The sequence below is a fragment of the Salmonella sp. A29-2 genome, from assembly GCF_020150755.1.
Taxonomy (GTDB): domain Bacteria; phylum Pseudomonadota; class Gammaproteobacteria; order Enterobacterales; family Enterobacteriaceae; genus Salmonella; species Salmonella enterica.
On sequence record NZ_CP083731.1, the window covers coordinates 4,598,519 to 4,623,700 of the forward strand.

The following is a 25,182-nucleotide window of genomic DNA, read 5'->3' on the forward strand; positions in this document are numbered from 1 at the left end:
GCTGACGAACGAATAAATACAGCGAAACGATAGTGGCACAACGAGATTATGTACGTCGCGGCCAACCGGCTCCTTCGCGGCGCAAAAAGAGCACCTCACGGAACTCACGGAAGAAGCAAAGCAACATGCCTGCCGTCTCGCCGGCAATGGTCGCGATTGCGGCAGCCGTCCTTGTGACCTTTATCGGCGGTCTGTACTTCATTACTCACCATAAGAAAGAAGAGTCCGAAACGCTACAAAACCAGAAAGTCACCGGCAATGGGCTTCCGCCAAAACCGGAAGAGCGCTGGCGTTACATCAAAGAGCTGGAAAGTCGCCAGCCGGGCGTGCGTACGCCAACGGAACCGTCCGCCGGCGGCGAAGTCATGAATCCGAATCAGCTCACCAGCGAACAGCGCCAACTCCTGGAGCAGATGCAGGCGGATATGCGTCAGCAGCCAACGCAACTTAACGAAGTGCCGTGGAACGAGCAGACGCCAGAACAACGCCAGCAAACGCTACAGCGCCAGCGTCAGGCGCAGCAGCAGCAGTGGGCTCAAACGCAGACTGTTCAGCAACCACGCACGCAGCCGCGGGTAAACGAGCAGCCGCAAACGCGCACGGTACAGTCCGCCCCAGCGCAACCTGCGCGCCAAAGTCAGCCGCCGAAGCAGACGGCCTCGCAGCAACCTTATCAGGATTTGCTGCAAACGCCGGCGCATACCAGCGCGGCAGCGCCAAAAGCCGCGCCAATTACGCGCGCGCCTGAAGCGCCGAAGGCGACAGCAGAGAAAAAAGATGAACGTCGCTGGATGGTGCAATGTGGTTCATTCAAAGGCGCTGAGCAGGCAGAAAGCGTCCGCGCTCAGCTGGCATTTGAAGGCTTTGACTCCAAAATTACCACCAATAACGGCTGGAATCGCGTGGTTATCGGGCCGGTGAAAGGTAAAGAAAATGCCGACAGCACCATTAACCGTCTGAAGATGGCGGGCCATACAAACTGCATTCGACTCGCCACCGGGGGTTGAAACCCTCAAAATCTCCCCCATCTATACTTGCATTATGCCCCGTACGCCGTACGGGGCCGCAATTCAGCATTAGTAACCAAGGGGTCTGCTCGTGACAACAATAGTAAGCGTACGCCGTAACGGCCACGTGGTAATCGCCGGTGATGGTCAGGCCACACTGGGTAACACAGTAATGAAAGGCAACGTGAAGAAAGTCCGCCGCCTCTACAACGACAAGGTCATTGCGGGCTTTGCGGGCGGTACTGCGGATGCATTCACGCTGTTCGAGCTGTTTGAACGTAAACTGGAAATGCATCAGGGGCACCTGGTCAAAGCCGCCGTTGAACTGGCGAAAGACTGGCGTACCGACCGTATGCTACGCAAACTGGAAGCGTTGCTGGCCGTCGCGGATGAAACCGCCTCGCTCATCATCACGGGTAACGGCGATGTCGTTCAACCTGAAAACGATTTAATTGCTATCGGCTCCGGCGGTCCTTATGCCCAGGCTGCCGCTCGCGCTCTGTTGGAAAATACCGAGCTCGGCGCGCGCGAAATTGCTGAAAAGGCGTTGGATATTGCAGGCGATATCTGCATTTACACCAACCATTTCCACACCATTGAAGAATTGACCGCCAAAGCGTAAGGACCTCTCATGTCTGAAATGACCCCACGCGAAATTGTCAGCGAACTGAACAAACACATTATCGGCCAGGATAACGCAAAGCGTTCCGTGGCGATTGCATTGCGTAACCGCTGGCGTCGTATGCAGCTTGATGAAGAGCTGCGCCACGAAGTGACGCCGAAAAATATTCTGATGATTGGCCCGACCGGCGTCGGTAAAACCGAAATCGCCCGTCGTCTGGCAAAACTCGCCAACGCGCCATTCATTAAAGTCGAAGCCACCAAATTCACCGAAGTGGGCTATGTCGGGAAAGAAGTGGACTCTATCATCCGCGATCTGACCGATGCCGCTGTGAAAATGGTTCGCGTACAGGCTATCGAGAAAAACCGCTATCGTGCGGAAGAGTTGGCGGAAGAACGTATTCTCGACGTACTGATCCCACCCGCAAAAAATAACTGGGGCCAGGCCGAACAGCAGCAGGAGCCTTCTGCCGCCCGTCAAACGTTCCGCAAAAAACTGCGCGAAGGCCAGCTCGACGATAAAGAGATCGAGATTAACCTCGCCGCCGCGCCGATTGGCGTAGAGATTATGGCGCCTCCGGGCATGGAAGAGATGACCAGCCAGTTGCAGTCTATGTTCCAGAACCTGGGCGGTCAGAAACAGAAACCGCGTAAGCTGAAAATTAAAGACGCGATGAAACTGTTGGTTGAAGAAGAAGCTGCTAAGCTGGTCAACCCGGAAGAGCTGAAACAGGACGCTATCGACGCGGTTGAACAGCACGGCATCGTGTTTATCGATGAAATTGACAAAATTTGTAAGCGTGGCGAAACCTCCGGCCCGGATGTTTCACGCGAAGGCGTACAGCGCGACTTACTGCCGCTGGTAGAAGGCTGCACGGTTTCGACCAAACACGGGATGGTCAAAACGGATCACATTCTGTTTATCGCCTCTGGCGCGTTCCAGGTGGCGAAGCCGTCTGATCTGATCCCGGAACTGCAGGGCCGCCTGCCGATTCGCGTTGAGCTTCAGGCGCTGACCACCAGCGATTTCGAACGCATTTTGACCGAGCCAAACGCCTCCGTCACCGTGCAGTATAAAGCGCTGATGGCAACTGAAGGCGTCAATATCGAGTTCACCGATTCCGGTATTAAACGTATTGCCGAAGCCGCCTGGCAGGTTAACGAAACCACCGAAAACATCGGCGCGCGCCGTCTGCATACCGTACTGGAGCGTCTGATGGAAGAAATTTCCTATAACGCCAGCGATCTGCACGGCCAAAACATCACAATTGATGCGGAATATGTGAGCAAACATCTGGATGCGCTGGTCGCAGATGAAGATCTAAGCCGTTTTATCTTATAATCGCGTCCAATGCATTTTCATCACTGTTGATGGGGCTGAAAAGCCCCATTTTTATTGGCGCTAAATATGACTGAACAACAACAAATTAGCCGCACTCAGGCCTGGCTGGAAAGCTTACGACCCAAAACCTTACCCCTCGCCTTCGCGGCGATTATCGTCGGTACGGCCCTGGCATGGTGGCAAGGCTATTTCGATCCTCTGGTCGCGCTGCTGGCCCTTATCACCGCCGGGCTGTTGCAAATTTTATCCAACCTCGCCAACGATTATGGCGACGCTGTCAAAGGCAGTGATAAACCGGATCGCATCGGGCCGCTGCGGGGGATGCAAAAAGGCGTCATCACCCGGCAGGAGATGAAGCGGGCGTTAATCATTACCGTCGTGCTGATCTGTATCTCCGGACTGGCGCTGGTGGCGGTCGCGTGCCATACGTTAACCGATTTTGTCGGCTTCCTGATTTTGGGCGGGCTGTCGATTATCGCCGCCATCACCTACACCGTGGGTAATCGGCCCTACGGTTATATCGGGCTGGGTGATATCTCTGTCCTGGTATTCTTTGGCTGGCTAAGTGTCATGGGGAGCTGGTATCTCCAGGCGCATACGCTGATTCCGGCGCTGATTCTCCCGGCCACCGCCTGCGGTTTACTGGCGACGGCGGTGCTGAATATTAATAACCTGCGCGATATTAATAGCGACAGAGAGAACGGCAAAAACACCCTTGTAGTACGACTGGGCGATGTCAACGCGCGTCGTTATCACGCCTGCCTGTTGCTAGGCGCGCTGCTCTGTCTGGCGCTGTTTAATCTGCTCTCGCTACACAGTCCGTGGGGATGGTTGTTTATTCTGGCCGCGCCATTGCTCATTAAACAAGCGCGCTATGTAATGCGCGAAAGGGAGCCTGCGGCAATGCGCCCGATGCTTGAACGTACCGTTAAAGGCGCGTTGTTAACCAACCTGTTATTTGTGATTGGGATACTCTTAAGTCAGTGGGCCGTTTAACTGACAAATATCAATTAACAATTGATGATTTTGCCAACAGTATACTTAGCGCGATATACTAAAAATTCTCGCAGCAACTGAACGTTAAGCCTATGAAATACGATACTTCCGAGCTTTGTGACATCTATCAGGAAGATGTCAACGTCGTGGAACCGCTGTTCTCTAATTTTGGAGGGCGGTCGTCGTTTGGCGGACAAATCATCACGGTAAAATGTTTCGAGGACAACGGGTTGCTGTACGATCTGCTCGAACAAAATGGCCGTGGTCGGGTTCTGCTGGTCGATGGCGGCGGTTCTGTCCGTCGTGCATTAGTCGATGCGGAGCTGGCGCGTCTGGCCACGCAAAATGAATGGGAAGGGCTGGTTATCTATGGCGCGGTGCGTCAGGTGGACGATCTGGAAGAGCTGGATATCGGCATTCAGGCGATCGCCGCCATTCCGGTTGGCGCCGCAGGTGAAGGCATTGGGGAAAGCGATGTGCGCGTCAATTTCGGCGGCGTGACGTTCTTCTCCGGCGATCATCTCTATGCCGACAACACCGGGATTATCCTTTCCGAAGACCCGCTTGATATCGAGTGATCAAAAAAGGCGCCGTAAGGCGCCTTTTTTATGCATTGTCGCTGATTGCCGGATGTCGGCTTACGCCTTATCCGGCCCACCGGTATCCGCATTCTAAATCCTCTATAGATTTCGCGTCAGGGCAAGGCGGCAAGTAAGTGAATCCCCAGGAGCATAGGCCACTATGTGACTGGGGTGAACGCACGCAGCCAACGCCGCCATAACGTGAAATATGACGAGGATTAGACTTCTTCCATACGACCAAGCAGCGCCTGCAAACGTTCCTGCCAGCCGCTCTGCTGTTCCTTCAGAGAATTATTTTCACGCTCGAGTTCTTCACGTTGATGCTGTGCAGACTGCACTTCCTGCGTCAGGCTGTTGTTCTTTTCTTTCAGCTCTTCAATTTCCATCTGTAACAGGGTGATGGTGTCAATCGCCTGCTGTACTTTTGCTTCCAGTTTCTCAAACACTTCTAAAGACATGATCTTACCTCTCCTGAATTGCAAGGCGACGCTTCACGTAAACGCGCACAATATATAGTGTCGATTGTATGAAGCCCCGCTCTCGCTGTCCAGCGACATACCGCGTAGATCGCGGTTTGCAGCAATTTTCATCCATCTCCTGGTAACATTCATTCAATAACTTAAAAGTGTTAACATATTGGTTAATGAAATGATTCAATTCACTCTCTTCTGCTGTCTCAAAATGCGCCTCATGGCGCGATAACGCTCATTTTATTGACGCAGTACACACATTTTGATTTCGATATTTCTCGTTTTTGCTCGTTAACGATAAATTAACAGTGTGCCTACAGGGCATCGTGGATGTCCATGACCTCCTCGCATACCAATAATCATTACATACTCTTCAGGATCCGATTATGAGTCAAACATCAACCTTAAAAGGCCAGTGCATTGCTGAATTCCTCGGTACCGGGTTGTTGATTTTTTTCGGTGTGGGTTGTGTCGCTGCGCTTAAAGTTGCCGGAGCTACTTTTGGACAGTGGGAAATCAGCGTCATCTGGGGTCTGGGAGTAGCGATGGCTATCTACCTGACGGCAGGTGTTTCTGGCGCACACCTGAACCCGGCAGTGACCATCGCACTCTGGCTATTTGCCTGTTTCGACAAACGTAAAGTTGTTCCTTTTATTATTTCTCAAGTTGCCGGCGCCTTTTGCGCAGCGGCGTTAGTTTACGGGCTTTATTACAATCTTTTTGTGGACTTCGAACAAACCCACCATATCGTCCGTGGCAGCGTTGAAAGTCTCGATCTCGCAGGCATTTTCTCAACTTACCCGAATCCTCATATCAATTTTGTGCAGGCCTTCGCGGTTGAAATGGTGATTACCGCTATTCTGATGGGGCTGATTCTGGCGCTGACCGACGACGGTAACGGCGTACCTCGCGGTCCGCTTGCGCCACTGCTCATTGGTTTACTGATCGCCGTTATCGGTGCCTCTATGGGGCCGTTGACCGGGTTTGCGATGAATCCGGCGCGTGACTTTGGCCCCAAAATGTTCGCCGGGCTTGCCGGTTGGGGTGAAATTGCGTTTACCGGCGGTAGAGACATTCCTTACTTCCTGGTGCCGCTGTTTGGCCCCATCGTCGGCGCCATTCTGGGCGCGTTTGCTTATCGCAAATTTATTGGCCGTCATTTGCCGTGCGATACCTGCGTCGTGGAAGAGAAGGACTCCACCGCGACCACACAACAAAATGCTTCGCTGTAATCTGATTACGGGACAAAATTATGACTGAAAAAAAATATATCGTTGCGCTCGACCAGGGTACCACCAGCTCCCGCGCGGTCGTTATGGATCATGACGCGAATATCGTCAGCGTATCACAGCGTGAATTTGAGCAAATTTATCCTAAGCCAGGCTGGGTAGAACACGACCCGATGGAAATTTGGGCGTCCCAAAGCTCAACGCTGGTAGAAGTACTGGCTAAGGCCGATATCAGTTCCGATCAGATTGCCGCTATCGGTATCACCAACCAACGTGAAACCGCGATCGTCTGGGAACGTGAAACCGGCAAACCGATATACAACGCTATTGTCTGGCAGTGCCGTCGTACCGCCGATATTTGCGAACAGCTTAAACGCGACGGCATGGAAGATTACATCCGCGACAATACCGGTCTGGTCGTCGACCCGTACTTCTCTGGCACTAAAGTGAAATGGATCCTTGACCATGTGGAAGGTTCGCGCGAACGCGCGAAGCGTGGCGAGCTGCTGTTCGGTACGGTGGATACCTGGCTTATCTGGAAGATGACGCAGGGCCGCGTCCACGTTACGGATTACACCAACGCCTCACGAACCATGCTGTTCAACATCCATGATTTGGACTGGGACGATAAAATGCTGGACGTGCTGGATATCCCACGCGCGATGCTGCCCCAGGTACGTAAATCCTCCGAAGTCTACGGCCAGACCAATATTGGCGGTAAAGGCGGTACACGTATTCCTATCGCCGGGATTGCCGGGGATCAGCAGGCCGCGCTCTTCGGCCAACTGTGCGTAAAGGAAGGAATGGCAAAGAACACCTACGGCACCGGCTGCTTTATGCTGATGAACACCGGCGAGAAAGCGGTAAAATCGGAAAACGGCCTGCTGACCACCATCGCCTGCGGCCCAAGCGGCGAAGTCAACTATGCGCTGGAAGGCGCGGTGTTTATGGCGGGAGCGTCCATTCAATGGCTGCGTGATGAAATGAAGCTCATCAGCGACGCGTTCGACTCCGAATATTTCGCCACGAAAGTGAAAGATACCAACGGTGTCTACGTGGTTCCAGCCTTCACCGGTCTGGGCGCGCCGTACTGGGATCCGTATGCCCGCGGCGCCATTTTTGGCCTGACCCGCGGCGTGAACTCTAATCACATTATCCGCGCGACGCTCGAATCCATCGCTTACCAGACCCGCGACGTACTGGAAGCGATGCAGGCCGACTCCGGTATCCGCCTGCACGCTTTGCGTGTGGACGGCGGCGCAGTGGCCAACAACTTCCTGATGCAGTTCCAGTCAGATATTCTCGGCACGCGGGTGGAACGCCCGGAAGTGCGCGAAGTGACCGCGCTGGGCGCCGCCTATCTGGCTGGTCTGGCCGTCGGTTACTGGCAGAACCTGGACGAGCTGCAGGAAAAAGCCGTCATTGAGCGAGAATTCCGCCCCGGCATTGAAACCACCGAGCGTAACTACCGTTATAGCGGCTGGAAGAAAGCGGTTAAACGCGCAATGGCGTGGGAAGATCACGACAAGTAAGGTCGCCATCCGGCAAAATCTTTGTGCGGGGGCAACTCCGCACACACATCAATTATTCCCTCCTTCCCCTGTGCTACACTGCGCGCCACTCCTTTTTGCTACGAGTTTGTTATGAGACGAGAACTTGCCATCGAATTTTCCCGTGTGACCGAAGCGGCGGCGCTGGCTGGCTACAAATGGCTGGGACGCGGCGATAAAAATACCGCGGACGGCGCGGCGGTCAACGCCATGCGTATCATGCTCAACCAGGTCAACATTGACGGCACCATCGTGATTGGCGAAGGCGAAATCGACGAGGCCCCGATGCTCTATATCGGCGAGAAAGTCGGTACCGGCCACGGCGATGCGGTAGATATCGCCGTCGATCCGATTGAGGGCACGCGCATGACGGCGATGGGTCAGGCGAACGCGCTGGCGGTGCTGGCGGTCGGCGATAAAGGCTGCTTCCTGAATGCGCCCGATATGTATATGGAAAAACTGATTGTCGGTCCGGGCGCCAAAGGGGCGATCGATCTCAATCTGCCGCTGGCGGATAACCTGCGCAACATCGCGGATGCGCTGGGTAAACCGCTTGGCGATCTGACCGTGACCATTCTGGCAAAACCGCGTCATGACGAGGTCATCGCAGAGATGGCCAAACTGGGCGTACGCGTGTTTGCCATTCCTGACGGCGACGTCGCGGCCTCAATTCTGACCTGTATGCCGGATAGCGAAGTCGACGTGCTGTACGGAATTGGCGGCGCACCAGAAGGCGTGGTATCCGCAGCGGTGATCCGCGCGCTGGACGGCGATATGCAGGGGCGTCTGCTGGCGCGCCATGATGTGAAAGGCGACAGCGAAGAAAACCGCCGCATTGGCGAACAGGAACTGGCGCGCTGCAAAGCAATGGGCATTGAAGCGGGCAAGGCGTTATGCCTGGGCGATATGGCGCGTAGCGATAACGTTATTTTCTCCGCGACCGGCATCACGAAAGGCGATCTGCTGGAAGGAATTAGCCGGAAAGGCCATATTGCCACGACGGAAACGCTGCTGATCCGCGGCAAATCACGCACCATCCGCCGCATTCAGTCGATCCACTATCTTGATCGTAAAGATCCGGATGTACAGGCGCATATCCTCTAGCGCATTTGTTAGTTAGAGCCTTCCAGCCTCGCGGGGCTGGAAATCTTTCTCCTGACGAACGAAGATAAGGTTAGCGATTCAGAACAGGAGAAAACCATGGCCGATTGGGTAACAGGTAAAGTCACTAAGGTGCAAAACTGGACTGACGCACTGTTCAGCCTGACCGTTCACGCCCCCATTAATCCTTTTACTGCAGGCCAATTTACCAAACTCGGACTGGAGATCGATGGCGAGCGCGTTCAGCGCGCGTATTCCTATGTCAATGCGCCTGACAATCCGAATTTAGAGTTTTATCTGGTGACGGTGCCGCAAGGAAAGCTCAGCCCGCGGCTGGCGGCGCTAAAACCTGGCGATGAGGTGCAAGTGGTCAGCGACGCGTCGGGTTTCTTTGTACTGGATGAAGTGCCTGACTGCGAGACGCTATGGATGCTGGCAACCGGAACCGCTATTGGCCCGTATTTGTCTATTCTGCAATATGGCCAGGATGTCGCGCGCTTTAAAAATCTGGTCTTAGTCCACGCCGCACGCTTCGCCGCCGATTTAAGCTATCTGCCGCTAATGCTGGAACTGCAACAGCGTTATGAAGGCAAGCTGCGCATCCAAACGGTGGTCAGCCGGGAGAGCGTGCCAGGCTCGCTCACCGGACGCGTGCCAGCGCTCATTGAAAACGGCGAGCTGGAAAAAGCCGTTGGATTACCGATGGATAAAGAGACCAGCCACGTCATGCTGTGCGGGAACCCGCAGATGGTGCGCGATACGCAGCAACTGCTGAAAGAGACCCGACAGATGACTAAACATCTGCGCCGCCGACCGGGGCAGATGACGGCTGAACATTACTGGTGATGTTTTACCGAATGGCGGCTGGGGCTTATCCGGCCTGCAAATCATCACCAATCTGTAGGCCCGGTAAGCGTCAGCGCCACCGGGCAAATTACGGTTTACCGCCCGTTTACGGTTCTGCTTTAAACTTCACGTCCTGTGTCGCTTTCCCAAACTTATTTTCCCCCTGAACACCGACAAACGCGCCCAGATCGATAAGCATCATCACCAGGATCAGCGTCGGAATAAATCGCCCGACGACCCACTGCCACATCCCCGGCAGCATCACCCAGTTTCCGGCCAGCAGCATCCACGCCAGAATCATTAGCAACGCCCACGCGCCGGAACGTCCCCGGTCATGCAGACGTTTGACCATGACGGCGGCGGTCGGCCACAGCAGGCACACCAGGCAAAATGCCGCCGTTTGGATATCAAGCAGATTTTTCCCCGCCAGCGAAAATAGCGCCAGCATCCCGGCAAACCAGAGGCCGATCCAAATCCAGAAATCACGGCGTCCGATACGCCCTTTAAATGAGAATAACCATTGCTGTATGGTCATGTAAGTTCCTTATATTTTGCCTTCCGCTACAGTTTACCCTTTTGACAAGCCCGACAGTTATCGTTTTAATCGTGAGCAGTCCTAACGAAAGGTAAGATTGATGAAGCCAGGATGTACTCTGTTTTTACTGTTGTTTTCTGCTCTCACCGCCAGCATAACGGCGCACGCGCAGCTCTCTTCATCGACCACGACAGCGCCCTATCTGCTGGCGGGCTCGCCAACCTTTGATCTTTCTATTAGCCAGTTTCGTGAGAACTTTAACCGCCAGAATCCCGATCTGCCGCTCAATGAATTTCGCGCCATTGAGAATAGCCGCGATAAGGCGAATCTGACCCGCGCCGCCAGTAAGATTAACGAAAATCTGTATGCCTCCACGGCGCTGGAGCGCGGTACGCTCAAAGTGAAAAGTATGCAGATTACCTGGCTGCCCATTCAGGGGCCGGAACAGAAAGCGGCGAAAGCGAAAGCGCTGGAATATATGGCCGCCATTATTCGCACTGTCGCCCCGTTACTGACAAAAGAGCAAAGCCAGAAAAAACTGCAAAAGATGCTTATCGCCGGTAAAGGTAAACACTATTACGCCGAGACCGAAGGCGCGGTACGTTATGTTGTCGCAGATAACGGCGAAAAGGGGCTGACCTTCGCGGTTGAACCGATTAAGCTGGCGTTATCTGAAAATCTGGAAGGGGCGAATTGATGACAAAAAGCAAAGCCTTTCCGGGGATGAATCTCTATACTGTTTCACAGACCATGCTGCTCTGACGAGCGGCCATCTTCCTTAATTCGCTGACTAAGCGTGGAGAAATGAAATGCGACATCCTTTAGTGATGGGTAACTGGAAACTGAACGGCAGCCGCCACATGGTAAACGAACTGGTGGCTAACCTGCGTAAAGAACTGACGGGCGTAGCAGGCTGCGACGTGGCAATCGCTCCGCCGGAAATGTATATCGATCTGGCGAAACGCGCTGCTGCCGGTAGCCACATTATGCTGGGCGCGCAGAACGTTGATCTGAACCTGTCTGGCGCATTCACCGGTGAAACTTCGGCTGAAATGCTGAAGGATATCGGCGCGCAGTACATTATTATCGGCCACTCCGAGCGTCGTACTTATCACAAAGAATCTGACGAGCTGATCGCCAAAAAATTCGCCGTACTGAAAGAACAAGGTCTGACGCCGGTACTGTGCATCGGTGAAACCGAAGCGGAAAACGAAGCGGGCAAAACAGAAGAAGTGTGCGCACGCCAGATCGACGCGGTACTGAAAACGCAGGGCGCGGCAGCCTTTGAAGGCGCGGTTATCGCTTACGAACCCGTATGGGCGATCGGTACCGGTAAATCTGCAACGCCTGCGCAGGCTCAGGCAGTTCACAAATTCATCCGCGACCACATTGCTAAAGCTGACGCGAAAATCGCTGAACAGGTTATTATCCAGTACGGCGGTTCTGTTAATGCCTCCAACGCAGCCGAACTGTTCGCGCAGCCGGACATCGACGGCGCACTGGTAGGCGGCGCTTCTCTGAAAGCTGACGCCTTCGCCGTGATCGTGAAAGCAGCAGAAGCTGCTAAACAGGCTTAATTGCCAATCAATGTCTGATGGCGCTGCGCTTATCAGGCCTACCAGCCGAGTGCTTATGTAGGCCTGATAAGGTAAAGCCGCCATCCGGCATTTATGCTGTGGAGGGTAAGAAAGTAGTATCCCCGGCAACCTTAAACATCGCCCTCCAGCTCCGCGTATTCTCAACCAGCCGATCATCACGAAATAACGCACTACCAGAAACAACACGATCGATGCCCTGTGCAATCAGCGAAGGCAACTGATCCTGCGTTAACGACCCATCAATAACGATAATTTTACCTTCGCGTTTATCACCAAGTAGACAGAGAAGCTGCGCCACGCGCTCGTGCAAATCACTGGAGCGCATTTTACTGCCGTATCCAGGGTTCACTGCCAGTAGTTGAATAACCTCAACGTCGCTCAGAATAGGGATAATGACATCCAGAGGCGTTGCCGGGCATAAACTAATCCCCCGGATCACCGGCATTTCACCGCCGATAACGGGCACGGTCTGCTGACCAAGCCAGCTTAGCGTATGATGCAGATGAATATCGCCTTCAGCCTGAAGCGTGATGCAGTGTGCGCCCGCCTTCACGCAGGCTTGCGCCGCCGTCCATTGATCCGCTACCATCAAATGAACATCTTTGATAAAAGTTTGCGGCAGTTGCCCAACTGCCCATGGCCCAACGGTAAACTGCGGGCAAAATTGACCATCCATCAAATCCAAATGCAACAGCGGCTGGTTTAGCGCTTCCAACTGTTGCAGATAGCGATGCAACGCAATCCACTGCCCTGCCAGAATACCCACACTAAGCGGATATGACGCTAACAATGCCACACATGCTTCGCGCGTTAATCCGGCAAACTGGCTGTTCATGAGCGCTCCTTAAGGCATCAAACCCATAAAAACTTTTTTTGTCCGCGGACCGGTCATCAACGGTTCAAGCTGCTCCACGCAAGTTTTATAGTGTGGCGTTGTCTTGTGAAAAGCGACGGCCTGTTCATCAACGTAGGCTTCATAAATATAAAATCGCGTAGGCACCTGCGGATCCTGCAGAACATCAAAACGCAAGTTACCCGGCTCTTTAATTGAGCCCAGATGATTCTGCCGAAAAACATCGATAAATTGTTCAACCTTGTCATCATGAATGTTAATTTCAACCAGCGTAACGTGCATCATTAACCCCCTGATTATTCCAAATAAAATAACAGTCATCCCCATCTCCTCGCATCGGTAAAAGATGGGGAAGCGATCTCATTTAACCTTTCTCACTCAAAAACAGCTCATAAGCACGCTCTGCTGTTTCGTTATGATGAACGACAGCATGTACCGCTTTAATCATGGCTACCGGATTTTCTGACTGGAATATATTACGCCCCATATCTACGCCAGAAGCCCCCTGGTCAATCGCCTGATAGCACATTTCCAATGCTTCACGTTCAGGCAGTTTTTTACCGCCGGCGATGACAATCGGCACCGGACAACCTGCCGCAATACGCTCAAAACCTTTATCGACATAATACGTTTTGATAATTTGCGCCCCCATTTCCGCAGCGATACGCGTTGCCAGTGAAAAATAACGCTGGTCGCGAGCCATATCTTTACCCACCCCGGTCACTGCCATTATTGGCATCCCGACGCGTAACCCGGCATCAATCAGTTGAATAATATTTTTAATCGACTGATGTTCATGCTCACTACCAATATAAACCTGTGCGGCAGCAGCACAGCTATTCAACCGCACAGCGTCATCCATCGCCACCGCAACCGCCTCATTGCTTAATTCAGTGAGAATAGAATTCGCCCCGGACGCGCGTAAAACGACTGGTTTATTGATTGCCGGAGGTACCACACTGCGTAATATGCCGCGAGTACACATTAAGACATCAGCATATTCAAAGAGCGGCGCAATATTGATATCAATACGCTCAAGTCCGGTTGTCGGCCCCTGGAAATATCCATGGTCAAAGGCCAGCATGACCGTTTTTCTGGTCTTAGGATTAAAAATCCTCGCCAGTCTGGACTGCATTCCCCAATCCAGCGCGCCACAGCCTTTTAATGCGAACAAAGTGTTAGTTTGTGGTTTATCGGTGTGAAAATCTTTGCCATCTTTAATATCATCTAAATCAGCCATTATTTACTCCGTCGATACATAACAGTTATCAGAAATCATATTTGTCGATATTGTCTTTGTTAAAAATGACACGCTCCGGCAATAACACAATGCCGTTACCTTTTGCCTCATAGTGATATCCCTGCTCACTATTAGGTGAAACGGTGACTTTGCCGATGCCGGGAATATCCAGTGAATCACCGACATTCATTGGCATATTTTTCAGCAACGCGTTGGCGACATATACGGAAATTTTTCCCTGTTGGACGACATCCCACAGGCCAAACTCTTTAACAGTGCCGCGCTGAACATAAGGGCGCATTACATTCGGCGTACTAAAACCAACAATCGCGAGATTATTGCGTTTAAGGTTCTCCGCCGCCTGTGCCGCAGCAGGTAAAGCGTTAGCGTCAGGCGCGATGATGGCATCCAGATCGGGATACGCTTTGATGATACCTTCCGCCGTCTGGAGCGATTTCGTGGCATCGTTATAGCCAAACTGGGTAGTGACTATCTCCCACCCCGGATGTTCCTGGCTAATTTTGGCTTTAGCTTCTTTCACCCACTGGTTCTGGTCGGTCACCGTTGGGCTGGAATAGAAGAAAGCGACTTTCGCTTTCTCTTTGTCCACCTGATGAGCGGCCATCTCTACCAGCATGCTGCCGAGCTGTTTTGGCGTCCCTTGATTGATATAGTAAGAACGGCACTCCGGCTTGGTATCGGAATCCCAGGTTAATATTTTCACGCCTCTTTGCATTGCCCGCTTCAACGCCGGGCACAGGCCATCAGGCGAAACGGCAGAAACGATAATGGCGTCATACCCCTGATTGACAAAGTTATTCACCAGTTGAACCTGGCCTGAGACGCTGGGCTCTGTAGGGCCATCGTAAGTTACGTCAATGCCCAGCGCTTTTCCCGCTTCCTGCGCGCCATTGCCGCCGCTGGTAAAAAAGCCCACGCCAACCAGTTTGGGAATAAAAGCAATCCGCTCTGCCGCCTGCACGGTCATTACCGCAGATGCCAGACCAAACGCAGTGAGTAAGGCGATCATTTTAATGCTGTGTCTTGCCATTTTTTTCTCCATAAATTTCAAAAGGAAATCATGCCTGATGCGCATTGCGACGGCGTGAGTACCATTCAAGGATTTGGTGACGATGCAAACTGACGGAACGACCAACGACAACAACAATGAGAAGCGCACCGGACAATGCGCTGGAAATTTGATTCGGCACTCCGGCCATCTGTAGCCCCTGCTGTAAAAATCCCACCAGCAGCGCCGCCAACGCGGACCCCATAATCGACCCGGAGCCGCCATAAATATTGGCGCCTCCCAGCACAACCGCCGTAATAGCCGGCATCAGGAAAGAGGCGCCCAGATCCGAACGTGCGGAGCCAAAGTAAGAAACCAGTAATACGGCGGCGATCGCGGAGGCGCATCCGGTCATGGCATACACGGTATACAACGTGCGATTCACCGGGATCGCGCTGTACTGCGCGACACGGGCGCTCTGGCCAATCAGGAAAACGTTGCGTCCCATATGCGTGCGATGCATGAGCAGCCAGAAAAACAGACAGCACACAAGAAAAAAAATAAGCGGCATGGGAATACCAAGAAATGAAATATTGGCAAAGTCAGTGAACGCTGTGGGAAATCCACCAATACCTTCATAACCCGTGGCGCCAGCCATACCAGATAACAATAATGCGCTACCACCAAATAAATACATGGTTCCCAGGGTAATCACCAACGGGTTTACGCCGGTATAAATAATAAGTCCGGCATTTATCAGCCCACATATTGCGCCGAGTAGTAGGGTAATAATAATCGCTAAAGGTAGCGGCATACCGAGCTGAAACAGCACACCCAGGGTAATCGCGCATAGCCCGATTGTAGAACCAAATGAAATATCCATACCACCGCTGACAATAACCATTGTTAGCGGCAAAGCGACAATACCGATACAAATAAAATCGCTAGTGCTAAAAAGTAAGACATTAATATCTAATAAACGTGGATTAATCAGACCGAAAGCCAGAATTTCAAAGATCAATAAGGCTGCCAGCGCAATTTCCCAGCTATAGCGTCGCCATGGATTCATTATGCCACCTCTTTGTTTTTATTCTGTTGTGCGTGCGTTTTTGCTTCCGTCTGTAGTGGAGTGGGTGGTGATATAAAACGGGCATATTTCTGGCGGCGCAGATTGCGTTGTAATGCACAACGCAGCCGCCCATCGAATACCAGTACGCCCAACAATACCAGGCCAGCAATAAAATCGTTCCACCAGGCGGGGATACGCAGCAGCACTAACACACTATCGATTTGCGTAAGAAAATAAGCGCCGAGAATAGCGCCGATGACCGTGCCTGACCCGCCTAACAGGCTAATTCCCCCCAATACGCAGGCCGCGATGGCTTTCATTTCCAGCCCCGTGCCGGTTTGATTGGGAATGAAGCCAATCTGCGAGGCAAACACGATTCCAGCCAATGCCGCCATACCGCCATTAAGTGAAAATGCCATGATGCGTACCATCTCGGTACGGACACCCAATTGCCGGGCACCCTGCAGGTTATCGCCGGTGGCGTAAAAATTGCGGCCAAAGGCGGTTTTCGCCAGGAGCCAGGCCATAAGCAGCGCTAACACCAGGGTAAACCAGCCGATTGCGGAAATTCCCAGAAACACAGGAGCAGAGAGTTGCTTTAAGCCTGCGGGTAATCCTTCAATCCATTTCCCCCCTGTCCATAGCAGCATGATCCCACGATACAAGCCCAGCGTTCCCAGCGTGGCGACAATGGCGGGTATCTTCAACCAGGCAACCAGTACGCCATTAAAAAATCCGGCGACAATTCCTAATATTAGTGTGGCCAGGCAGGCGACCGGCAGGCTATAGCCGGCGTTTAACATCACTCCCAGCAATACCGCGCACATGCCTGTCGTCGAGCCCACCGATACATCAATATTGCGGGTGAGCATTACCATCGTCGCGCCAATCGCCAACAGCATCAAAATTTGCGCGCTACTGAAAACCATTGTCAGCGTTTGCACGCTCAAATACTGGCTATCCAGCGCGCCAGGAAACACGAATAAACAGACTATTGCCAGCAGTGCCGTCGCTTCCCGATTATTTTGGATGAATTTCAACATGTTGCCTCCGACGCACCATGTTCGCCAAACGCAACGTGCATGATGGTATCAACGTTAATTTCCTCGCCGCATAACGCAGGCCCCCCCAGTTCCCCCTGGTGCATGACATATACGCGATCGGCCATCTGCTCTATCTCTTCCAGATCGGACGAAATAAACAGCACCGCGACATTTTGTTGCGCGATACTGCGCAACAGCTGATAAATATCGCTGCGGGCGGAGACATCGACACCGCGGGTCGGTTCATCGACAATCAGTAATTGCGGAGAGGCTTCCAGGCATTTAGCAATCAATACTTTTTGCTGGTTACCGCCGGATAAAGTACGCGCCGCCTGTTCGGCATTATTGAGTTTGATATTTAACGCGCGGTGGTAACGTTCAAGAGTGGCGTTATCCCGCTGGGGCTTTATCCAAAATCCTTTTTGGTTGTGGGTCAGCGAACAGACATTCCATGCCAGGGAAGCGTCAAGATACAGCCCGGATGACTGCCGATCTTCCGGCAAATAGACCAGGCCGAGCTGCAACCGCTGTTGGGTTGTCAGGGCGTTAATTTCTTGACCATTGAACAGCATCCGCCCCGCATTGACCGGTCTAATACCGTACAGCGTTTCAGCCAGTTCTGTGCGTCCCGCGCCGACCAACCCGGCCAGACCAAGGATTTCGCCTGCCCGCACCTCAAGGTTGATATTCATAAAACCTTCGCCCGTCAGTGACTCCAGCGCTAATACCGTCGCGCCGCGTTCGTTCTGCGGGCGGCTGCCAGGCAATTCCAGCCACAACTTTTGATTCGCGGAAAGACTGACGCCCTGCGTTGCCGGGGTGATAGCTTGAATAATCTCGTCGGTAGAAAGGTCATGCGTTTTTCCGAATAATGCGATTTTACCGTCACGCATCACGCTAACGCAGTGAGCTAACTGTCTAATTTCTGGTAGCTTATGAGAGATAAATACAATTCCGACACCCTTTTTCAGCAACTCTTGCAGACGCGTAAATAACCGATCAGTTTCGGCTGGCGTTAACGACGCCGTGGGCTCATCAAGAATTAAGATTCGCGAGTCGCGCATCAAGCCGCGCATAATTTCAACGATCTGGCGGTCTGCAACATCAAGCGTACCCGCAGCGCTCGCCGGATCGAGTTGGCATCCCATCGCCTTTAATAGCTGCTGCATTTTTTCCGTGGAGGCCTGACGTCCCTGCAAGCCAAACAAGATATTTTCCCGCACAGATAAACTCGGAAATAACAGAGGCTCCTGGGGAACCAGGTAAATGCCATACTGGTGCGCCTTCAGAGGCGTTAAATGACTGCAACGCACACCAGCAATATCGATAGTCCCTCCATCTGGCGGGACTATACCGGCAATAATCTTCATTAATGTTGATTTACCCGCACCATTGCCGCCAAGCAATGCGTGCACCTCTCCCGCATGCAGAGTAAAGTCAATTCCCTTTAGTACTTCGACGCCGGAATAACTTTTATAAATGTTCTGCACACAAATCAGAGGGGATGCAGTATTGTGACTGATTTGCATGTTGCCTCCGCTCCCTCAATGTTGACTGACGGGACTGAACAAATGTTTTTTGAAAAAGAAATTGTTCAAAACGGTAGTAGTTATTTGGTCAAAAAACTCTCATCCAGATCACGTTTTCTGAATAAATGAATTTTTAGATGATAAATGTTCAGATTTGACGCGTTTTTGTGGCGTTAATCACGGTTATTTCGGAGTGATAACTGAACAATTGTGTTAATGATTTAGAAATGTTCAAAGTAAAGCCAGGTTATGACAATGAGCGATAATACGTTGGTATCTGATTATGGAATGTGCGAAGAAGAGCAGGTGGCGCGTATTGCCTGGTTCTACTATCACGATGGATTGACGCAGAGTGAAATCAGCGAGCGTCTGGGGCTAACCCGGCTGAAGGTTTCTCGTCTGCTGGAGAAAGGGCATCAGTCCGGTATTATTCGCGTACAAATCAACTCCCGCTTCGAAGGGTGTCTTGAGTATGAAAATGCCTTGCGCAACCACTTCGCATTGCAGAATATCCGCGTGCTGCCGGCATTACCCGATGCCGATATTGGTCTGCGCTTAGGAATCGGCGCCGCCCATATGTTGATGGAGTCACTGCGGCCACAGCAACTGCTGGCCGTCGGCTTTGGCGAAGCCACGATGACCACATTAAAACGCCTCAGCGGATTTATCTCGGCGCAACAAATCCGACTGGTCACGTTATCCGGCGGCGTGGGGCCGTATATGACCGGAATAGGCCAGCTTGATGCCGCTTGTAGCGTAAGTATTATGCCCGCGCCGCTGCGCGCATCATCGCAGGAAATTGCCTGCACGCTGCGCAATGAAAATAGCGTGCGGGATGTGATGCTCACAGCGCAAGCTGCCGATGCCGCCATCGTGGGGATTGGGGCAATTAACCAGAAAGATCAAGCCAGTATCTTAAAATCCGGCTATATCACTCAGGGTGAACAACTCATGATTGGCCGCAAAGGCGCAGTAGGCGATATTCTGGGCTATTTTTTTGATGCTCATGGCGAAATTATTCCAGACATCAAAATCCATAACGAATTAATTGGCCTGAAGTTAAATTCACTTTCCACGATCCCAACCGTGATTGGCGTCGCCGGCGGCGAACAAAAAGCAGAAGCTATTATTGCCGCTATGCGCGGTAACTATATCAATGCGCTGGTTACCGATCAGAAAACCGCAGGGAAAATAATTCAACTTATTGAAAAATAAAAAATAAAATAACACTTACCTCAATTCAATAAACAATAACTGACAGGATTTTATGTAACGATGTAAAAATAGCCGAGGGTAAAAAAATGGCTCGACTCTGTACCCATACTGAATCAGGACATTACCTGATGGCTCTTGACGCCGGTACCGGTAGCGTCAGAGCAGTAATTTTTGATCTACAAGGAAAGCAAATAGCTGTCGGTCAAGCGGAATGGCAGCATCTGGCCGTGCCGGATGTGCCTGGTTCGATGGAGTTTGATCTTGCCAAAAACTGGCAACTGGCTTGCCAGTGTATCCGTCAGGCACTACAGAAAGCCGCCATTCCTGCAACGGCTATCGCTGCCGTATCGGCCTGCTCGATGCGTGAAGGCATTGTTATTTATGACAGTAACGGCGAACCCATTTGGGCCTGCGCTAATGTTGACGCCCGCGCGGCGCACGAAGTCAGTGAATTAAAAGAGCTGCACGATAACACCTTTGAGGAGGAAGTTTATCGTTGCTCCGGGCAAACGCTGGCGCTCAGCGCTATTCCGCGTCTGCTCTGGCTTGCCCACCATCGTCCGGATATTTATCATCGCGCGTCAACCGTCACTATGATCAGCGACTGGATGGCCTTTATGCTCAGCGGCGAACTGGCGGTCGATCCCTCCAACGCAGGCACGACGGGGTTATTGGATCTGGTGACCCGCAACTGGAAACGTAGCCTGTTACAGATGGCGGGCCTGCGTTCTGACATTCTCTCGCCGGTAAAAGAAACCGGGACGCTGCTCGGTCACATTTCACAGAAAGCGGCTGAACAGTGCAACCTGCAAGCGGGTACGCCGGTCATCGTTGGCGGCGGCGATGTGCAGTTAGGCTGTCTGGGGCTGGGCGTCGTACGCCCGGCGCAAACGGCCGTGCTGGGCGGAACCTTCTGGCAACAGGTCGTCAATCTTCCCGCGCCGGTCACCGACCCAAACATGAACGTTCGCATCAATCCTCATGTGATCCCCGGTATGGTACAAACCGAGTCTATTAGCTTTTTTACTGGGTTAACGATGCGTTGGTTCCGCGACGCCTTTTGCGCCGAGGAAAAACTAATCGCTGAAAGGTTAGGTATTGATGCGTATTCCCTGCTGGAAGATATGGCCAGCCGGGTTCCTCCCGGCGCGTACGGTGTGATGCCCATCTTCTCTGACGTTATGCGTTTTAAACGCTGGTACCATGCCGCGCCGTCGTTTATCAATCTGTCTATCGATCCTGAAAAGTGTAATAAAGCGACCCTATTTCGCGCGCTGGAAGAGAATGCCGCCATTGTTTCCGCCTGCAATTTACAGCAAATTGCCGCGTTTTCCGGCGTACAGGCCGACTCTCTGGTTTTTGCCGGCGGAGGATCTAAAGGCAAATTATGGAGCCAAATACTTGCCGACGTTACGGGACTCACCGTTCACGTACCTGTCGTCAAAGAAGCTACCGCGCTAGGGTGCGCTATTGCCGCAGGCGTTGGCGTGGGTATCTGGCCATCGCTGGCGGAAACGGGAGAAAAGCTAGTGCGCTGGGATCGGGAGCATAAACCTAATCCTGAAAATTTCGCTGTCTATCAGCAGGCCAGAGAAAAATGGCAGGCCGTTTATCAGGATCAACGCGCGCTGGTCGATGGTGGCTTAACGACATCCCTCTGGAAAGCGCCAGGCCTGTAACAGGAGAATAAGCATGCAAAAAACGAATGAGAAGAATCATGAATACCGCTTTGGCGATAATGGCCCTAAATACTTAATCCGTGGGCCGGGCTGCGATATGGGTGTCGTCATACTACAACCAGGGCAGTCATTCCCTAACCATCGCCATAATACCGCTTGTGAGGTTTTTTATACCCTAAGCGGTGAAGTGTGCCTGTATCTGGAAGGAACACCTCATATCCTGCAAACTGGAGATGTTTTACAGTGCGAACCTGGGGAGGCGCATTATCTCATTAATAACGGCGATAAGCCCTGGAAAGGCGTGTTTATTAAATCGCCGCATCTGGAAAATGACAGCCACCCCGCAGATCCACCGGCCTGGTAACGCCCGCGCCATCGCCAGATTTTGCCGGATAGCGCCACGAGAGCCTTGTCCGGCCTCCAAACGGCATTCGTTAATGCAATATCAAGCTGTCATTTGATTACCTGTTGGTTCAAGATATCACACTGATGATCCTGAATTTCCTCGGCAGAAGCGCGATTGAAGGTCAGTAAATTACGCTCGGTCGCCAGCAGGACAAAAGAGCCATCACTTTGGCGTATCACCGCCAGCGCGATACATCACAGCATCCCCGCCGCGCAGGAACTTTCCCTGGTCCCATCGCCACCACAGCAGCAAAAAATAGCAGTGCGGTCATAAACTCCGGCAGTAGCGAAGTCGCCCACAGAAGGATAGTAACGCCAACGATGATGAAAGGGAGGAACAGAGGATGGGACAACCAGAGCGACATACCTGTCTCCTGACGATTTTTTCAGCAAGAATACGACGAACAGTCAGGCAGGTAAACGCCAGATATAGTGGGGTTATCGCAGGATTAAGCGGACAGATCAGTGATAATGAATTTCACCAAAGTATTCAGACAGCACGTAATAGCGACAATACTCAAAAGGGTTGTCTTGTCCGGCCTGAAACGTCTGTCTGGCAACGGATAGCAGCGGTTTATTGGCGGCAATTTGCAGTTTTTCACACAGGTCGGCGGAAGGTAAAATCGCCTCAACTTTTTCTATCGCCGAGTCGCTTGTTACGTTTAATAACGAATAGAGCGACGTATGCTCCAGCGCCTGCGGCGTCAGTTCCAGGCCGGGAAAGAAGCTGAGATCGAGATATATTTTCTCATGGTTAAATGGGCGGTTATTCAGGCAACGAATACGCGAAATATAGAGATAGTGATGCTGTGCGGGCAGGCTCAAGCCGTCTGCCTGAGCGTCGCGCGCGCGGCGCGGCGCGATTTCCAGAATACGGTTCTCAATCGCCACGCTGGCGTCCTGGAGATCGCGGGTAATACCGCGAAACGTGTGACCATAGCTCACGCCTTCCGGTACGGAGCACACCACAGAACCACTCCCGCGCTGCGACGAAATAATGCCCGCATTGATCAGTTCGCTCCAGGCCTGTTTAACCACAATCAGCGAGACGTTGTAGGCTCTGGCAATCTCTTTTTGCGTCGGCAGCTGGCTGCCTAAAGGCAGGGATCCATTTTGGATCTGCTGACAGATGATAAAAAATAGTTGCTTATAAAGCGGAGTAAAGCTCGTTTTATCAACCTGCAAGCTGCGCACCTCACGTCTTCGCCAGCAGGGGACGTTTTACCGTCCCCGGCAGGGTGAAGTCGCTACCCTGCGATTTGCCTGGCCAGTTCTGCCAAATCGAAATGATTCATACGATCCAAGGTCGTTAAATAATCGGCGGGAAAAGCCTCCACGCCATGGAATGCGCCGGAAATCGCCCCGACCATGGTGGCGACAGTATCAGTATCATTGCCGATATTAACGCCGGAGATAATAGCATCTACGGCAGAATTCGGACAACACGCGAACAGGCCAAAGGCCGCCGGCACCGCTTCACTCACGTGCAGCCCAGAGCCAATAATATCAGCAAGTTCCACCACCGCCGTTTCCCAATGGCGATGACGTTTACCGATATCCACGGCCAGTTCAATGCGTCGGGCAACGGAAGGCCCGGCGACCATCATCGCCCCTTGCTCCTGCGCCAGCAGATAGCCCCTTTGCGCACCGTAAATACCGGCGGCAATAATGCTGTCTGCGTTGGTCTGCGCTCTTAACGCCTCGCTGGTTGCCGCCGCCATCGCCGCTGCGCCGGACATCGCCAGCACGTTATTATGCGTAAAACGGCAAATCTGTAGCGCGCAGTCAATCGCCGCGTCAATATCACCCGGATGCAGCACCGCCGCTGGCCAAATCTTCATGGCGGCGCCGTTCGTTGCCTCCGCGTTACCCTTATTAATAATCTGTACCGACTGTTTCTCGCCTTCCAGCTCACCCTGTAAAGAGGCGCGGTTATCATTGAATATTGCCTTCATTGCCGCACGCGTCGTCGGGCCGGTAAAGTTGGCGTAGTACGGATAATCCAGCCACTGCTGAAAAGCCTCGCGCATCGCCTCGTCGCTGACCTGGCGTTGATGGCGCAGCAGCGCGTCCATAATGTACTTCGCCTGAATAAAATCATCCGTGCACATCCCCGCTTCGTTGCAGCGGCCAAACGTGTCCGCAGGCGGTTTTTGAAAGGTCGTCACCCAGCCGCCAAAATAGTCTTTTATTTGCTGCTGGGTGCGTACTTCCGTCGCGGCTCCCATCGCGTCCGCGGCGGCGGCGCCCACCAGGCATCCCAGTATTTTGTTTTGATCAACGTGCATGATGACTCCTTATTTCACGGTCATGGCTTGTGCCAGCGAATGGCTGGAAAGAAAAGTGTTTAGCTGCTCAGGAAATGGCAGAGCGGTCATTGCGCCTTTTGCCGTCACCGCCATAGCGCCGCAGGCGTTGGCATTGCTGATGGCTTCCGCCAGCAGGGCATGATCCCAGCAATTTGCGCGGGAAAGGGTGAACAGCAGGCCGCCGACAAAAGCATCGCCTGCCCCGGTGGTATCGATGACATCGACGCGTGGTGCGGGAAAATGGAACTCCCCCTCGGCGGTAATCAACAGCGCGCCATCGGCCCCCAGCGAAATGATCGTGGTGTCACAGCCTAGATCGCGCAGGTAATAACGCGCATCCTGCCAGTGACTGGCCCCGCTGAGCTGGCACAGCTCATCTGCCGAGACTTTGCAGATAGAAGCCAGTGCGGCGGACCGGGCGATCAGTTCAGGGATTTCATCAGTATTCCCCCACATCTTGCTGCGCAGATTGACGTCAAACAGTACGTAACCACCCGCTTCACGCATTCTTCTCGCTCCCTCAAGGCACGCCTCGCGAGCGGGCCTGTCGGTGAGGCCAATTGAGCTGAAGTAAAACCATTCGTGCTGCCTGAACGGCGGCAAATCCTGCGGCGAAACGTAGGTATCAGCCCCCGGATGCACCAGATAGGTAAAGCTGCGTTCCCCGTCAGCCGTCAGGTTGACGATCAGCACCGCGCTGGTCAGGTCCGCATCCAGCCTTAGAAACGTGACATCCACGCCGTTATCCTGAAAAACCTGGCGCAGGAAGCGGCCGGCGTCATCGTCACCAAGACAGCCAATAAAACCGCACTCTCCGCCCAGCCTGGCAACGCATACCCCCACGTTCGCCGACGCTCCGCCGGGGCATTTCAGATAGCTGTTCTGTTTTTCCGGCACTAGGTCAACGGAGGCATCGCCGATAACCCAAACCTTATTCATGGCCTTCATTTGCGCC

General features: G+C 52.8%; 26 protein-coding genes and 2 pseudogenes. 14 read left to right on the forward strand and 14 right to left on the reverse strand.

The features are described 5' to 3' along the window. The first annotated feature begins 32 nt into the window (after nt 1-32). The 5 genes from ftsN (at nt 33) to rraA (ending at nt 4,544) form a co-directional block, all read left to right on the forward strand. A complete protein-coding gene (gene ftsN, locus K8W53_RS22290; protein WP_017441863.1) occupies nt 33-1,007 on the forward strand; it encodes a cell division protein FtsN in 975 nt (324 codons plus the stop codon). 91 nt (nt 1,008-1,098) lie between these two features. After that, on the forward strand, nt 1,099-1,629 hold the full coding sequence (hslV, locus tag K8W53_RS22295; protein ID WP_000208240.1) for an ATP-dependent protease subunit HslV: 531 nt from the start codon (nt 1,099-1,101) through the stop codon (nt 1,627-1,629). Between the two features lie 9 nt (nt 1,630-1,638). Next, nucleotides 1,639-2,970, forward strand: a complete 1,332-nt coding sequence (gene hslU / locus K8W53_RS22300) for an HslU--HslV peptidase ATPase subunit (RefSeq protein ID WP_023224790.1) — start codon at nt 1,639-1,641, stop codon at nt 2,968-2,970. Nucleotides 2,971-3,036: 66 nt separating this feature from the next. Beyond that, complete coding sequence (gene menA, locus K8W53_RS22305; RefSeq protein ID WP_000139639.1) at nt 3,037-3,966, forward strand: 1,4-dihydroxy-2-naphthoate polyprenyltransferase; 930 nt, start codon at nt 3,037-3,039, stop codon at nt 3,964-3,966. Nucleotides 3,967-4,058: 92 nt separating this feature from the next. Then, the gene (gene rraA / locus K8W53_RS22310) at nt 4,059-4,544 is read left to right on the forward strand and encodes a ribonuclease E activity regulator RraA (protein WP_000872918.1); all 486 of its coding nucleotides are present in this window, start codon (nt 4,059-4,061) and stop codon (nt 4,542-4,544) included. Between the two features lie 221 nt (nt 4,545-4,765). Here the strand turns inward: rraA and zapB are convergent, their stop codons facing one another. After that, a complete protein-coding gene (gene zapB / locus K8W53_RS22315; protein ID WP_000051370.1) occupies nt 4,766-5,005 on the reverse strand; it encodes a septal ring assembly protein ZapB in 240 nt (79 codons plus the stop codon). 398 nt (nt 5,006-5,403) lie between these two features. Between zapB and K8W53_RS22320 the strand changes: the two genes are divergently transcribed. The 4 genes from K8W53_RS22320 (at nt 5,404) to fpr (ending at nt 9,743) form a co-directional block, all read left to right on the forward strand. Continuing rightward, nucleotides 5,404-6,249, forward strand: a complete 846-nt coding sequence (locus K8W53_RS22320; protein ID WP_000084285.1) for an MIP/aquaporin family protein — start codon at nt 5,404-5,406, stop codon at nt 6,247-6,249. 20 nt (nt 6,250-6,269) lie between these two features. Next, nucleotides 6,270-7,778 carry a glycerol kinase GlpK gene (gene glpK / locus K8W53_RS22325; RefSeq protein WP_000136811.1) on the forward strand — a complete coding sequence of 503 codons (1,509 nt, stop codon included), beginning with the start codon at nt 6,270-6,272 and terminating at the stop codon, nt 7,776-7,778. Nucleotides 7,779-7,889: 111 nt separating this feature from the next. Further along, a complete protein-coding gene (gene glpX / locus K8W53_RS22330) occupies nt 7,890-8,900 on the forward strand; it encodes a class II fructose-bisphosphatase (protein ID WP_001250624.1) in 1,011 nt (336 codons plus the stop codon). Between the two features lie 96 nt (nt 8,901-8,996). Continuing rightward, nucleotides 8,997-9,743: a ferredoxin--NADP(+) reductase gene (gene fpr / locus K8W53_RS22335; RefSeq protein ID WP_000796304.1), complete on the forward strand. Its 747-nt coding sequence runs from the start codon at nt 8,997-8,999 to the stop codon at nt 9,741-9,743. Between the two features lie 106 nt (nt 9,744-9,849). On the opposite strand, the gene K8W53_RS22340 is transcribed toward fpr, so the two are convergent. After that, on the reverse strand, nt 9,850-10,278 hold the full coding sequence (locus K8W53_RS22340) for a DUF805 domain-containing protein (protein ID WP_000155237.1): 429 nt from the start codon (nt 10,276-10,278) through the stop codon (nt 9,850-9,852). Nucleotides 10,279-10,378: 100 nt separating this feature from the next. On the opposite strand from K8W53_RS22340, the gene K8W53_RS22345 reads away from it, so the two are divergent. Together K8W53_RS22345 and tpiA are read left to right on the forward strand one after the other, a co-directional pair. Then, nucleotides 10,379-10,975: a YiiQ family protein gene (locus K8W53_RS22345; protein WP_000802241.1), complete on the forward strand. Its 597-nt coding sequence runs from the start codon at nt 10,379-10,381 to the stop codon at nt 10,973-10,975. Nucleotides 10,976-11,087: 112 nt separating this feature from the next. After that, the gene (gene tpiA, locus K8W53_RS22350) at nt 11,088-11,855 is read left to right on the forward strand and encodes a triose-phosphate isomerase (RefSeq protein ID WP_001216339.1); all 768 of its coding nucleotides are present in this window, start codon (nt 11,088-11,090) and stop codon (nt 11,853-11,855) included. 91 nt (nt 11,856-11,946) lie between these two features. On the opposite strand, the gene K8W53_RS22355 is transcribed toward tpiA, so the two are convergent. The 7 genes from K8W53_RS22355 to lsrA all read right to left on the reverse strand — a co-directional run bounded on the left by K8W53_RS22355 (nt 11,947) and on the right by lsrA (nt 18,619). After that, nucleotides 11,947-12,711: an epimerase gene (locus K8W53_RS22355; protein WP_001088049.1), complete on the reverse strand. Its 765-nt coding sequence runs from the start codon at nt 12,709-12,711 to the stop codon at nt 11,947-11,949. A gap of 9 nt (nt 12,712-12,720) precedes the next feature. Continuing rightward, nucleotides 12,721-13,011, reverse strand: a complete 291-nt coding sequence (gene lsrG / locus K8W53_RS22360; protein WP_023224791.1) for a (4S)-4-hydroxy-5-phosphonooxypentane-2,3-dione isomerase — start codon at nt 13,009-13,011, stop codon at nt 12,721-12,723. Nucleotides 13,012-13,093: 82 nt separating this feature from the next. Continuing rightward, nucleotides 13,094-13,969, reverse strand: a complete 876-nt coding sequence (gene lsrF, locus K8W53_RS22365; RefSeq protein ID WP_052939523.1) for a 3-hydroxy-5-phosphonooxypentane-2,4-dione thiolase — start codon at nt 13,967-13,969, stop codon at nt 13,094-13,096. Between the two features lie 28 nt (nt 13,970-13,997). Next, nucleotides 13,998-15,020 carry an autoinducer 2 ABC transporter substrate-binding protein LsrB gene (gene lsrB / locus K8W53_RS22370; protein ID WP_000090739.1) on the reverse strand — a complete coding sequence of 341 codons (1,023 nt, stop codon included), beginning with the start codon at nt 15,018-15,020 and terminating at the stop codon, nt 13,998-14,000. 28 nt (nt 15,021-15,048) lie between these two features. Continuing rightward, nucleotides 15,049-16,047 carry an autoinducer 2 ABC transporter permease LsrD gene (gene lsrD / locus K8W53_RS22375; RefSeq protein WP_001070414.1) on the reverse strand — a complete coding sequence of 333 codons (999 nt, stop codon included), beginning with the start codon at nt 16,045-16,047 and terminating at the stop codon, nt 15,049-15,051. Next, the gene (gene lsrC / locus K8W53_RS22380) at nt 16,047-17,090 is read right to left on the reverse strand and encodes an autoinducer 2 ABC transporter permease LsrC (protein ID WP_000911134.1); all 1,044 of its coding nucleotides are present in this window, start codon (nt 17,088-17,090) and stop codon (nt 16,047-16,049) included. Before lsrC ends, lsrD begins: the two co-directional genes overlap by 1 nt. Further along, entirely contained in the window at nt 17,084-18,619 is a 1,536-nt protein-coding gene (gene lsrA / locus K8W53_RS22385) for an autoinducer 2 ABC transporter ATP-binding protein LsrA (protein WP_001167250.1), read from the reverse strand. The genes lsrC and lsrA overlap by 7 nt, the downstream gene beginning before the upstream one ends. 255 nt (nt 18,620-18,874) lie before the next feature. Here lsrA and lsrR point away from each other — a divergent pair, with 255 nt between their 5' ends. The 3 genes from lsrR (at nt 18,875) to K8W53_RS22400 (ending at nt 21,877) form a co-directional block, all read left to right on the forward strand. Then, nucleotides 18,875-19,834, forward strand: a complete 960-nt coding sequence (gene lsrR, locus K8W53_RS22390; RefSeq protein ID WP_001283049.1) for a transcriptional regulator LsrR — start codon at nt 18,875-18,877, stop codon at nt 19,832-19,834. A gap of 86 nt (nt 19,835-19,920) precedes the next feature. Further along, nucleotides 19,921-21,513 carry an autoinducer-2 kinase gene (lsrK, locus tag K8W53_RS22395; RefSeq protein WP_052939520.1) on the forward strand — a complete coding sequence of 531 codons (1,593 nt, stop codon included), beginning with the start codon at nt 19,921-19,923 and terminating at the stop codon, nt 21,511-21,513. Between the two features lie 13 nt (nt 21,514-21,526). Continuing rightward, the gene (locus K8W53_RS22400; RefSeq protein WP_001173083.1) at nt 21,527-21,877 is read left to right on the forward strand and encodes a cupin domain-containing protein; all 351 of its coding nucleotides are present in this window, start codon (nt 21,527-21,529) and stop codon (nt 21,875-21,877) included. Nucleotides 21,878-21,966: 89 nt separating this feature from the next. Here the strand turns inward: K8W53_RS22400 and K8W53_RS22405 are convergent. The 5 genes and pseudogenes from K8W53_RS22405 to K8W53_RS22425 form a co-directional block, all read right to left on the reverse strand. Continuing rightward, nucleotides 21,967-22,107: pseudogene (locus K8W53_RS22405) on the reverse strand (CDP-diacylglycerol diphosphatase); the annotation flags it as partial. A gap of 50 nt (nt 22,108-22,157) precedes the next feature. After that, a pseudogene (locus K8W53_RS22410) lies at nt 22,158-22,283 on the reverse strand (hypothetical protein); the annotation flags it as partial. Nucleotides 22,284-22,380: 97 nt separating this feature from the next. Beyond that, nucleotides 22,381-23,103, reverse strand: a complete 723-nt coding sequence (locus tag K8W53_RS22415) for a GntR family transcriptional regulator (protein WP_001533426.1) — start codon at nt 23,101-23,103, stop codon at nt 22,381-22,383. Between the two features lie 62 nt (nt 23,104-23,165). Continuing rightward, on the reverse strand, nt 23,166-24,206 hold the full coding sequence (locus K8W53_RS22420) for an ADP-ribosylglycohydrolase family protein (protein WP_000557882.1): 1,041 nt from the start codon (nt 24,204-24,206) through the stop codon (nt 23,166-23,168). 9 nt (nt 24,207-24,215) lie between these two features. Beyond that, nucleotides 24,216-25,175 (reverse strand): aminoimidazole riboside kinase, encoded by a 960-nt coding sequence (locus K8W53_RS22425; protein ID WP_023224796.1) that lies wholly within the window; start codon nt 25,173-25,175, stop codon nt 24,216-24,218. Between the last annotated feature and the right edge of the window lie 7 nt (nt 25,176-25,182).